The 12,165-nt window shown below is 32.9% G+C and carries 12 protein-coding genes and 1 CRISPR repeat array; of the genes, 8 read left to right on the forward strand and 4 right to left on the reverse strand.

Annotated features, from left to right (window positions below; translation table 11 throughout):
* Nucleotides 1-563: 563 nt before the first annotated feature.
* The gene (locus BN986_RS04535; protein ID WP_040978459.1) at nucleotides 564-1,256 is read right to left on the reverse strand and encodes an SDR family oxidoreductase; all 693 of its coding nucleotides are present in this window, start codon (nucleotides 1,254-1,256) and stop codon (nucleotides 564-566) included.
* A gap of 226 nt (nucleotides 1,257-1,482) precedes the next feature.
* Here BN986_RS04535 and BN986_RS04540 point away from each other — a divergent pair, with 226 nt between their 5' ends.
* The 8 genes from BN986_RS04540 (at nucleotide 1,483) to BN986_RS04575 (ending at nucleotide 8,428) form a co-directional block, all read left to right on the forward strand.
* A complete protein-coding gene (locus tag BN986_RS04540; RefSeq protein WP_040978460.1) occupies nucleotides 1,483-2,496 on the forward strand; it encodes a LacI family DNA-binding transcriptional regulator in 1,014 nt (337 codons plus the stop codon).
* A gap of 16 nt (nucleotides 2,497-2,512) precedes the next feature.
* Nucleotides 2,513-3,109: a histidine kinase gene (locus BN986_RS04545; protein ID WP_040978461.1), complete on the forward strand. Its 597-nt coding sequence runs from the start codon at nucleotides 2,513-2,515 to the stop codon at nucleotides 3,107-3,109.
* A gap of 12 nt (nucleotides 3,110-3,121) precedes the next feature.
* Nucleotides 3,122-3,868: an energy-coupling factor transporter transmembrane component T gene (locus BN986_RS04550; protein WP_040978462.1), complete on the forward strand. Its 747-nt coding sequence runs from the start codon at nucleotides 3,122-3,124 to the stop codon at nucleotides 3,866-3,868.
* On the forward strand, nucleotides 3,865-4,731 hold the full coding sequence (locus BN986_RS04555) for an energy-coupling factor ABC transporter ATP-binding protein (RefSeq protein WP_244444936.1): 867 nt from the start codon (nucleotides 3,865-3,867) through the stop codon (nucleotides 4,729-4,731). The genes BN986_RS04550 and BN986_RS04555 overlap by 4 nt, the downstream gene beginning before the upstream one ends.
* Complete coding sequence (locus tag BN986_RS04560; RefSeq protein ID WP_040978463.1) at nucleotides 4,728-5,537, forward strand: energy-coupling factor ABC transporter ATP-binding protein; 810 nt, start codon at nucleotides 4,728-4,730, stop codon at nucleotides 5,535-5,537. The genes BN986_RS04555 and BN986_RS04560 overlap by 4 nt, the downstream gene beginning before the upstream one ends.
* A gap of 24 nt (nucleotides 5,538-5,561) precedes the next feature.
* Nucleotides 5,562-6,485 carry a ribokinase gene (gene rbsK / locus BN986_RS04565; RefSeq protein WP_040978464.1) on the forward strand — a complete coding sequence of 308 codons (924 nt, stop codon included), beginning with the start codon at nucleotides 5,562-5,564 and terminating at the stop codon, nucleotides 6,483-6,485.
* Nucleotides 6,486-6,496: 11 nt separating this feature from the next.
* On the forward strand, nucleotides 6,497-7,465 hold the full coding sequence (locus BN986_RS04570) for a nucleoside hydrolase (protein WP_040978466.1): 969 nt from the start codon (nucleotides 6,497-6,499) through the stop codon (nucleotides 7,463-7,465).
* A 75-nt stretch (nucleotides 7,466-7,540) separates the two neighbouring features.
* Nucleotides 7,541-8,428, forward strand: coding sequence for an EamA family transporter (locus BN986_RS04575; protein WP_040978468.1), 888 nt, complete (start codon nucleotides 7,541-7,543; stop codon nucleotides 8,426-8,428).
* A 292-nt stretch (nucleotides 8,429-8,720) separates the two neighbouring features.
* Nucleotides 8,721-10,005: a CRISPR direct-repeat array (repeat unit 32 nt; unit sequence ATTTCAATCCACGCACTCATATAGAGTGCGAA).
* 184 nt (nucleotides 10,006-10,189) lie between these two features.
* Here BN986_RS04575 and cas2 read toward each other — a convergent pair.
* Genes cas2 through cas4 form a run of 3 tightly spaced genes read right to left on the reverse strand, consistent with a single transcriptional unit; the run spans nucleotide 10,190 to nucleotide 12,160 of the window.
* Nucleotides 10,190-10,480, reverse strand: a complete 291-nt coding sequence (cas2, locus tag BN986_RS04580) for a CRISPR-associated endonuclease Cas2 (protein ID WP_040978469.1) — start codon at nucleotides 10,478-10,480, stop codon at nucleotides 10,190-10,192.
* A gap of 7 nt (nucleotides 10,481-10,487) precedes the next feature.
* The gene (gene cas1c, locus BN986_RS04585; RefSeq protein WP_040978470.1) at nucleotides 10,488-11,519 is read right to left on the reverse strand and encodes a type I-C CRISPR-associated endonuclease Cas1c; all 1,032 of its coding nucleotides are present in this window, start codon (nucleotides 11,517-11,519) and stop codon (nucleotides 10,488-10,490) included.
* Nucleotides 11,516-12,160: a CRISPR-associated protein Cas4 gene (cas4, locus tag BN986_RS04590; RefSeq protein WP_040978471.1), complete on the reverse strand. Its 645-nt coding sequence runs from the start codon at nucleotides 12,158-12,160 to the stop codon at nucleotides 11,516-11,518. The genes cas1c and cas4 overlap by 4 nt, the downstream gene beginning before the upstream one ends.
* Nucleotides 12,161-12,165 lie beyond the last annotated feature (5 nt).

Below are 12,165 nucleotides of genomic sequence, written 5' to 3' on the forward strand. Positions count from 1 at the left end.
AGACTTTTATAAAAGGATTCCTTCATATTTCTAATTAAAGAAATCAATGATAGGAGAAGGTAAAGATTACATACTAAAATGCTCCTAAATAATTAATGAGAAGTAACGAAGTTGTACTCATTAATCAGGGGTATTTTTTATTTGATTGAATAGGCATGTAGCTTAAAAGTAATTTTTTGCAACACTGGAAAGCGATTTGCCAATGGAACACAGGAGAAGAGTAGTAGATGATATGATAGATAAGCTTAAAATTAGTAAAGGGATACTAGTTAAAAATAAATAGAAAAACTATTATATTAAAGGTGAGATCTTAGTTTATGAAGGTGGTCGATGTTATATTAAAAACTGTATCTGTTTTTTGAATACTAGATGGTTTGATCGATCGAGAAAAGGAAAAGTATCAGTTTCTACATTTTTGTCATTGTATAAATTTTTATTGCTGAATTTATTTATTAATTATTCTACTTTCGCATACAAAAATAGGTGTGGAATGAAAGTTAATGGATAACAAAAAAAGCGCTTTCATCATACGTTAGAATGGAAAAGCGCTTATTTTTAATTCTTTATTTACTATTCTTAATAACTGTTTGCGTTACTTTTAAATTATCACGTAATTGATAGTCATTTATAATAATATCAGCAACATCGTCAGGATTCATCATATGGTTAATTTCATCAGAACGATAATATTTATCCCAAAAATTTGTTTTCATTCCACCCATGTATGCAGCATAAATTCGTATATTTGTTTCTTTTAATTCTACTTCTAAAGCTTCTGTAAAGCCTCTCAAACCAAATTTACTTGCACAGTAAACAGTTTCATTAACTTTACCTTCTAAACCTGCTGTCGATATAATATTGATTATCGTACCAGAGTCTCTATTTTTCATATTTTTTAAGACAGATTGAGTACAATAAATACTACCTTTTAAGTTGACATCAAGCATTTGCTCTATCCCATGTGACGGGAGCTGTTCTAATGTATCAAAAAAACCAATTCCTGCATTGTTGATCAGTGTATCGATAGGGCCAAATTCATTTGAAATGTAGTCAAAAGTACTCTTAACATTTTGTTCATCAGAAATATCTAAAGTATGAATAGAAAAATCTTGATTAAGTAATTCAGAAGTTTGAATTAATTTGTTTTTATTTCTCCCTATTAAGCATACATGATAGTTAAGCTTGTTAAACTTTATAGCTAATGATGTCCCAAGTCCGCTACCTGCTCCGGTTATAACTGCAATTTTTTTATTCATGTCTGTTCCCCCTATTAAAAATATATGTATTTAATTCTTATCATAAACGTTTGTTTCAAAATAAACAACTTTCTAAAATTTCGAAGTGAAAAATTTTATGAATTTTCTCATTTTAAAAACTTGTTTTAAAAATAGTATTGACAAAGTAACTTATAGTGTAATAATATTATGTAAACGTTATACTAAAACGTTTACATAATAGAATTTTCAGATAGAGGAGGGTTTTATGACTATCACAATCAAAGATATTGCGAAAGAAGCTAACGTTTCTATAGCTACAGTTTCAAGAGTTATTAACAACAAAGATGAATCTATAAGAAAAGATACAAAAGAAAGGATAAAAACAATAATAAGAAAACATAATTATCAACCTAACAGGATTGCGAGAAGCATGATTACTAAAAAAACGGCAACATTAGGTTTGATTATTCCAGATATTCAAAATCCATTTTTTCCTGAATTAGTTCGTGGAGTAGAAGATTTCGCTAATGAAAATGAATATAGTGTCATTCTTTGTAATACAGATGGGGACCTTAATCGTGAAAGAAAATATTTAGATTTAATGAAAGAAAAAAATGTTGATGGGATTATATATACCTATGCCTTTGCAGAATTGTCAAAACCGCTTAAAGGATTCTTAGAAGAAAATAATATACCAATGGTTTTATTAGATAGAGCAGAGCCTAACTCAAAAATGAGCGGCGTCTATGTAGACAATGAAAAAGCAGGATATATGGCAACAAAACATCTGATTAGTTTAAATCACAAAAAAATAGGGTGTATAACGGGGCCTGAGCATATTGAAAATTCAAAAGAAAGGTTTAGTGGATACTATCAAGCGCTAAAAGAAGCAAATATACCTTTAGATAAAGAAATTATTTTTACTGGAGACTATCAAATGAAAGGAGGTTATAAAGCGGCAAAGGGATTAATTAAAAAAGAAGTAACAGCTATTTTTACATTCAATGATTTAATGGCTTTTGGAGTATATCAGGCTGCAGCAGAGTTAGGTAGAAAAATCCCCGATGATTTATCTGTTATTGGTTTTGACAATATAAAATATAATCATTTACTTGTTCCCAAATTGACAACAATAGAACAGTCTAGCTATAAAATGGGAGAAAATGCAGTTGAATTATTATTAAAACAAATTAAAGGAACACCAGAGCAAGAGAAAGAAACCATTATTATTGAACCATTATTGATGATTAATGAAAGTACATCCCAAAATAAACTATAAAATGGAGGATAATAAGATGAAAAAAGGTATTAAAAATGATTTTTCGCTCTTGGCTATTTTACTTATTCCAATTGGTGTGGCTATTAATGTTGTATGTGGAGAATTAGTATCTCTTTTGAAGCTACCACTTTTCTTAAATTCAATAGGTACAATTATTGTTGGTTTAGTTGCCGGACCTTGGGTTGGACTGGTAGGCGGAGGAGTTACTAATTTAATACAAGGATTTTTCAATCCTGTCAGCTTTGCTTTTGCCCCTGTAAATATGGCTATTGGATTTGCTGCAGGGTGGCTCTCTTCAAGAGGGATGGTTAAGAATTTTAAAAGGGCAATTATTTCTGGTTTAGTAATTACCATTGTTACTATTTTAGTTGCAACACCAATTCAAGTAATGGTTTTTGGAGGTATTTCAGGTACTGGATCTGATGCAATTACTGCAGTTTTTCTAGCTTCAGGACAAGAAATGTGGACAGCTGTCTTTTCACAGAAAATATTCATTGAAAGTGCAGATAAAATAATATCCGTCCTTATTGCATTTTGGATTGTTAAAAAGATGTCCGATCGCTACTTATCTAAACAGAATTATGGTGTACAGTATATAAAAAAAGTAAGTTAAAGAGGTGATATCATGAAAATAGTGCGAGAGTATATTTTAGATTTGTATCCAACAACCACTTTCTTTTTTGTCCTTTTTGTCATCGCATCTGTTTTTATTATGGAAGGGTACGTTTATCCTTTTTCATTAGTTGCAGTCTGTTTAGTGATTGCTTGTTTAGCAGGGAAGGGGAAAACGCTTAGTAATATTGTAATAAAAGCATTAATACCAATTGTTGTATTGATTTTCGTTTTACAAAGCTTATTCTACCCAGGTGAAACTATTTTGTGGAGTTGGTGGATTTTTTCAGTGAAATTAGAGGGAATAGAATTTAGTCTGATGCTAAGTTCAAGAATACTTGCAATTGGAAGCGCTTTTATTTTATATTTTTCTATTACACCTATTAAGAATTTTACGTATGCATTAGAGAAAATGGGTCTGTCTACAAAAGCAACATACGTTATATTATCTACTATGAATATAATCCCTGAAATGCGTAAAATGTCGAAAACAATTATGGATGCGCAAAGATCCAGGGGAGTAGAAACAGAAGGTAATTTAATGGTTAGGGCCAAAGCATTTCTTCCCACATTAAGTCCTATGATTTTAGGGTCTATTGCCAGCACTGAAGAAAGGGTAATTACATTAGAAGCAAGAGCATTTACTGTTCACGGAACAAAAACGACTTTACAACATATTGAGAAATCAAAGAAAGATAATATCGTCAGGATTTTATTTGTATTATTAATCTTAGTAGTAATTGGGTGGAGATTTTTATGATGAGTTATATATCTGTGAGAAATTTATCGTACCAGTATCCTATAGGAAATGAAAATGTTTTGAAAAATATTAATTTAGATCTGGAACAAGGTAAATTATATGCCTTAATAGGCAGCAATGGTAGTGGGAAAACAACACTTTGTAATGTTCTAAGAGGATACATTCCTCACTTCTATAAAGGAGAATTACAAGGTCATGTCAATATTAAGGAAAAAGACATCAGAGAATGGGAAATGGGAGAAATTGCAAAGCATATAGGCTATGTTTTTCAAAATCCATTTACACAAATTAGTGGTGTGAAAGATACAGTATTTGAAGAAATTGCTTATGGGTTAGAAAATTTAGGTATAGAAGTTGATGCTATTAAGAAAAGTGTTGAAAATGTAATCCAAATGCTGGATATTGATTATTTACGAGATAAGAATCCGAATGATCTATCTGGTGGACAAAAGCAACGGGTAGCTTTTGCTTCTATCATTGTAATGAACCCTGACATTTTAATTATTGATGAACCCACTTCTCAACTAGATCCAGATGGCACTGAGGAAATATTTAGAATAATTGATTTGATGAAGAGGCAAGGAAAAACAATTATTTTGGTAGAACATAAAATGGAACTTATCGCAAAATATGCTGATGAAGTAATTCTTATGCAAAATGGGGAAGTAAAGATGAAGGGTAAAAAAGAAGATATTCTCTCTGATAAAGAAGTACTTCAATTTGACAGTACGCTTCCTCAATATGCATTGCTAGGATTAGAATTACGAAAAAAGGGTGTATATTTAGATAGTTTACCAATTACTGAAGAGGATGCATTAGAAATTATAACGAAATTATTGGAAAGAAAAGAGGTATGTATATGAGCTATTTGAAGCTTGAAAAGGTTACTTTTGCATATCCTAATGGTTTCACAGCTATTGAAAATGTGTCTTTGGATATCGAAAAAGGAGAATCTATAGCGGTCATTGGGCAAAATGGAGCTGGAAAAACTACTGCTATGAAGCTGTTGAATGGTCTCTATAAGCCGACTGATGGAAATATATTTGTAGATGACTGGAATACCAAAGATTATACTACTGCACAAATTTCAAGAAAAGTAGGTTATGTTTTTCAGAACCCAGATGAACAAATATTTCATGATGATGTTTATAGTGAAATAAAATTCGGCCCTAAGAATCTAGGTTTTGATGAAAAAAAAGTAGAAGAAAACGTAAAAAATGCTGCTGAAATGATGGGGATTACGGATCTTTTGGAAGAACATCCTTATAATTTGCCTTTTTCGTTAAGAAAGTTTGTTACGATTGCTTCTGTTATTGCAATGGATTCCAGTGTTATTATTCTGGATGAACCAACAGCTGGTCAAGATGCTCTTGCAATGGAAAGGCTTGGTTCTGTTATTGCTACATTAAATCAAGAAGGAAGAACAGTTATAACAATTAGTCATGATATGGAATTTGTTGTTAAAAATTTTGACAGAGTAGTTGTTATGGCAAATAAAAGGAAAATTTCGGATACAACAAAGAGAAAAGTTTTTTGGAATTTAGATGTTTTAAAAGAAGGAAGACTTAAACAACCGTATATTAGTAGTTTAAGTAATAAATTAGGAATTAAAAATAATATTTTAGATATCGACGAAATGGTAGAAAGCATAGTAAATAAAGCACATTAATTTGAAGCTAAAAAGGTGAATTCAATGAAAAAAATAGTTGTTATTGGAAGTCTAAATATTGATCTAGTATCACAGGTAAGAGAGCTTCCTGAACGGGGTGAGACAATAATAAGTAAGGATTTTCACGTGACGCCTGGCGGAAAAGGAGCGAATCAAGCGGTAGCTGCAGCTCGATTAAATGCAGATGTAAAGATGGTTGGAAAGATAGGAAATGACAGTCACGGTTCTATTTTAATGAATAACTTGGAAAATGCAAATGTTGACACCTCTTCGATTACTGTTGGGAAGACAACTGGAAGTGCATTTATCACTGTGAATGAAAGTGGAGATAATCATATTGTATTAGTACCGGGGGCAAATAATGAATTCACTAAAAATGATATTGATCAGGTAGTTCCTGATATAAAAGACAGTGATTTGATTATAATGCAATTAGAAATACCTTTAGAAATTATTGAATACACTTTGCAGATAGCAAATCAACACAATAAAAAAGTTATCTTAAACCCTGCACCAGCACAAAATCTATCTAAGGAAATCTATCCATATATCCATACGCTTATACCGAATGAAACAGAATTAAAACAGTTGACGAAAATGCCCGTAACTACAGATGAAGAAATCATTTTGGCTGCAAAATACTTGAAATCAAGGGGAGTAGAACAAGTAATCGTTACTTTAGGAGAAAAAGGATCATACTTGGTTAACAGCAAGGGTGTAGAATATATTGAGCCGTATCCTGTTAAGGCATTGGATACAACTGCTGCCGGAGACGCTTTTATTGCTGCATTCTGTGTAGGATTAAATGAAGGGCATACAGATTTATCTGCAGCTAGATTTGCAAGTAAAGTTGCAGCCTTGACAGTCACAAAAGTTGGTGCTCAAAGTTCTTTACCATTAAGAGATGAAGTAGAAAATAATAATGAGGAAAAAGCTGTGATAAATTAGGAGGATGGCATATGAAAAGAATTATTTTAGACGTTGATACAGGAATAGATGATGCTTTATCTATCGTATATGCAATTAAATCAAAAGAGATAAAACTTGAAGGGATTACAACAGGGTTCGGTAATGTTAGTGCTGAACAAGCTACTTTAAATACATTACAAGTAATTGAAGCTGCTCAACCGGATGAAGAAATTCCAGTAGCGATGGGAGCAAAAAAACCACTCTATCGTTCTAAACCTTCGCCAGTAGTACATGTTCACGGGAGTAATGGAATTGGAGATTATAAATTTCCATACCCAAAGCAAGAAGTAGAAGAAGAAAATGCATCTGACTTTATCATCCGATTATTAAACGAGAATCCACATGAAATAACACTTGTATTTGTTGGGCGATTAACTAATTTAGCCATAGCTTTAAAGAAAGATCCAACTATTATTAAAAAAGTTAAAGAGTTAGTTTTAATGGGGGGAGCTTTAAAAAGGCCTGGCAATGTCACACCTTGGGCTGAAGCAAATATATACGGGGACCCAGAAGCGGCTAAAGAAGTATTTGGTTCAGGGATACCTATTACAATGGTAGGGTTAGATGCTACAACTAAAGCAGATTTTAGAGAAGAAAATTTAAAGGAGTTATTAGAAAAAATGCCTGAAGGGAATTCTAAGGAAAAACAATTAAAGCATTTCTTAACACATATTATTCAATTTGGTTTTGATTCAAGTATAAAAATGGGTGAAGGTAAACAAAGACTATTACATGATCCTTTAGCAATTGGTGTAGTAATCAATGATAATTTTGTGAAAACAGAAGAGTTTCAAGTGTGTATTGAAACAGAGGGGACATATACTGTAGGAGCTACACTTACAGATTTACGCAGACCACAAACGGAAGTTAATACAAAAGTGTGTTTAGATGTAAATAGGAAAGATTTCTTTAAGCATTTTATAGATACATTGTCTAATCAACACGCCCTAATGAGCTAAAACGAGAGTTTCCCTACTATTAAATGCTCGTAGGGAGGCTTTTTTTAGTATGTATAGAAGAAAGCAGGCTAATTAATGATAAATTTAAAGCATAGTATAAATGTATTTATAGGGGGATGTAGTTTTGGTATATTGTCTACTTTCGTAAAGTTGGCATATAGTAATGGGTACTCACCTAGTGAAGTAATTGGTTCTCAATATTTTGTTGGTGCTATTTTGTTTTGGACTGTTTTATTCTTTTCTCATAAATCAAAAGTATCGATATCTATGGGGTTAAAATTACTCGTAGCAGGAATGCCTATGGCTTTAACGGGAATATTTTATTATATTTCATTACAGTATTTAGATGCTTCCATTGCTATTGTATTGCTTTTTCAGTTTACTTGGATGGGAATGATGTTTGAGTGGATTATTGAAAAAAACAGGCCAACTAAAAAAAGTATAGGATCGGTATTATTATTATTTTTAGGCTCTATTTTTTCTGTAAATTTATTTGGGACAAGTTTACAGGATGTATCTATGACAGGGGTTATTTGGGGCCTCCTTGCAGCAATAAGTTTTACAACTTTCATTTATGTAAGTGCAAGAGTAGGAAAAGAAGTACCTCCAATGTTAAAAAGTTCGTTAATGGCTACAGGAGCATTTCTCATTACATTTATAATTTTTCCGCCTGTTTTTCTAGTGGAAGGTACTTTTATTAATGGGTTGTGGATATGGGGGTTGCTTCTTGGTTTCTTTGGAGTTGTTCTCCCTCCTTTATTATTTAGTATTTCTATGCCTAAAATAGGAAGTGGATTAGGCACGATTTTAAGTGCTTCTGAACTACCAATGGCTATTCTTATGTCAATAATTGTGCTGCATGAGGTGGTCAATTTTATTCAATGGATAGGGGTATTTATTGTTCTCTTTGGAATCGTATATCCGTATCTGAAAGTATCTACTACAAGGAAAAAGGTAGCGTGATTATTATCAATTGTACGTAAAGATAGACCAACCTTTTATATTAAAAAATTATAATTATTACAATAAAATGATATATATGAAGAGCCTTTATCAGATAAAGGCTCTTGTTTAGTAAGTATAGGTAATTTTGTTCTGAAGTATAACAAATATATTTTATAGTCTCCAATACTATAAAATAACTATCAACTTTTCTTGAACAATCAGTTTTTGTATATTCGTAATAACTTTACTCTGTTAGATAGATCAATTGAAAGAAAGCTTATTAATCAAAGCTCATGATTGTGATAATAAAATAGTCTCCCACGCACTCATATAGAGTGCGAACAACTTTGATTTATTCTCATGTCACTGAAACAAGATTTCAATCCACGCACTCATATAGAGTGCGAAAGAAGGCGTGTTTGCTGATGTCGATAATATTGATATTTCAATCCACGCACTCATATAGAGTGCGAAATAATCCGATAGATTTGTGCAATCTTGGTCACTATTTCAATCCACGCACTCATATAGAGTGCGAAAGATTCAGACAGGGAAAGAGTTGACAGTCATCAAATTTCAATCCACGCACTCATATAGAGTGCGAAAACATGATTGGATTTTTAAAGGGTGCGATGGAAAATTTCAATCCACGCACTCATATAGAGTGCGAACCGTTGGTGTATGTCTCTGGTGGTCTTTAAATCAATTTCAATCCACGCACTCATATAGAGTGCGAAGCAATATCTTTAATTTTGTTTCCAATACCATTTATTTCAATCCACGCACTCATATAGAGTGCGAACTATCAATCTGGTAATGGAGATAATATCGTCTCTATTTCAATCTACGCACTCATATAGAGTGCGAAGATATCGTCTTTCCTGCGCATGGAACAATCATAATTTCAATCCACGCACTCATATAGAGTGCGAATAAAGGATACGACCTTTATCAAGCAATAGCCTCGATTTCAATCCACGCACTCATATAGAGTGCGAAAATGGAATCAGAATTTCAGATGCATTTGAAGAGATTTCAATCCACGCACTCATATAGAGTGCGAAAACTGATGGGTTACGACGTTCTGCCTTTTACCGAAATTTCAATCCACGCACTCATATAGAGTGCGAAGAAAACGAGGAAGACAGCGACTATAAATTAGAGGTATTTCAATCCACGCACTCATATAGAGTGCGAAGGAAAGGCAAGCAACAAAAAGAAGTATTGCAAAAATTTCAATCCACGCACTCATATAGAGTGCGAACCAAAATAGAAATTAATGAATTTAAATATAGTAAAATTTCAATCCACGCACTCATATAGAGTGCGAAGGCTATGAGGGCATCAGCGGACGTTCCAACTTAGATTTCAATCCACGCACTCATATAGAGTGCGAAAAATCGATAACGATATCTTCTTCGTTATAACTATTTCAATCCACGCACTCATATAGAGTGCGAAGTATCTGAATTAATTAGCCATGCTAAGGACGGAGAATTTCAATCCACGCACTCATATAGAGTGCGAAAGTAGTTTAGGAGGACATTATGCCGGAACAGGCATATTTCAATCCACGCACTCATATAGAGTGCGAAAGCGCACAGTGTACGCACGTATCCAATAAGGGTTTATAGTTACAAAAGTGCTAACCTAAAATTTAATACTTATAAGTTGGCAAAATTTTAGACTGAATTGGTATAATCCCTTTAAAAACAATAAGTGCTAACCTCCCTAGTAATTTATGTTCGCTTTAGGTTAGCACCTGCTCAAATAATGTATTTAGAAGATCAAAGGGCCTTCTAAATCTAAAGATTCTTTAACACCGAAATGTTCTACTTTAGAATGATGATTATCACTTAAACGATAAAATCTTATACTATCCTTCTCAGTATCCATTATACTAAGTATTTCATTTTTTAAAATAGTATATTGTGTTGTATTAACAATACACTCAAATACAGAATTTTGCACACGTTGTCCATGATTTTGACAAATTTTTGCAACTTTTCGAAGCCGTTTTTGCCCACCAGAACTAGAAGTGCTTACGTCATAAGTAACTATAATTAACATGCCTCACCTACTTCCATAAAAAAGGAGGGTACTCATCTAGGTCTCCACGTAAAAATCTTGCTAGAAGTAACGCTTGAGCATATGGAACAAGCCCCCATGAAATGGTTTCTCCTAGAAAAGGGTGCTTAAGAGTATCTTGTTTTCTTTGTTGCCATTTTTGTAAAAAATTTTTTCTGGCATCATCTGTTAAAATAACACTACCATTTTCTTTTTCAATGAAGTCTTTCGCAGATACTTCTTTTCGATTAATCGTTGAGATAACAAACCTGTCAGCCACAATTCCCCGCAATTCTTCCATAATATCTAATGCCAATGAAACTCTTCCTGGCCTATCCTGATGCATAAAGCCAACATATGCGTCAAGACCAACTGTTTCTAACGCTGCAGCAGTATCATTAGCAAGTAAAGTATAAGCAAAAGATAATAATGCATTTATTTTATCTTTTGGCGGTCTTCGAGATCTTGAATAAAAATAAAACTCTTCCTGCTGCTGTAAAATCATTAAATTGAAACCTTGATTATAATAAGTTGCTGCTTGTCCTTCCAAGCCTCTTAGTCTTTCCAGATCACTGCAACGATGTACTTCTTTTATTTTTCTGGAAAGTTTAGCAGAGATATCATTGATTTTATCTTCATCAATACGAAGAGGATAGTTTCTTTTTGCTCTTTCCAACATCCACTTTTGATTGAATAACTTACCAATAATAAAATTTCGGGAGATTAGAGCAGAAGATTCTATGTCATTAGAAATATGGTATTGTCTTTTTCGTAAATGTACATTTCCTCTGCTCATTCCAGTAACTCTAGCTAAAAATCTTCCGTTCATTGTAAGAAAAGTCAGGCTAATGTTATTGTCTGCGCAATATCCCATTAATGCAGGACTTGCACCTGTATATCCAAAAGTCACGATACTTTCTAAATTATGCAGAGGTACTCTGCCAAGTTTTTCTTGTTCCTGGTTTAAGACGATATTATCACCATCTAATGATAAGTAGATCTTTGGTTGTGTCACAAACAAAGTATTTAATAATTTTCTCATCCATACAAATTCCTTTCCAGGTACTGTTGGACAGTTATTTTATTCATTAAACTGGGCAGGCAAATATTTTTCAAAGAACAGCTTCTGCAGTGCGGTCCAGTCTTTACTTTTGGTGTATGCTTTTTCTGATAGTAGTGATGCATCTCATCCGTTAATTCTTTAACATATTTCTTTAAATCTTCGGTAATGCTAACTTCCACTCTTTTTCTGATTTCGTGGTAGAAAAAATAACCCTTATCAATGTTAATCAAATGCATTTCTTCCAGACAAATAGCTTGTGCAACTAACTGAACAATATCTTCTTTCCCTTTTTTAGGTTTCCCTCTCTTATATTCGATGGGAAATGCTTTATATTTACCAGAGTGCCCAACAATATCTACACCATTTTCATCTTCTATAAATTCAACAACATCACAGACACCAGTGATTTTTAATTCATGAGAATGTATTGGCATGGCACGTACAATAATCTTATTTCCACGCTTTTCTTTTATAGAAGGGGTATCTGCTTTTTTATGCAGATAATGCCCCTCCACTGTTTTTACGTTTTCCTCCCATTGCTGTTCAATATGAATTAGAGCCCATTGTCTCTTACAAAATTGGAAGTGCTGCAGTCCAGATAAAAGAAGGTAGTCTTCCATATTAT

Source organism: Oceanobacillus jeddahensis (assembly GCF_000750635.1).
GTDB classification, from domain to species: domain Bacteria; phylum Bacillota; class Bacilli; order Bacillales; family Amphibacillaceae; genus Oceanobacillus; species Oceanobacillus jeddahense.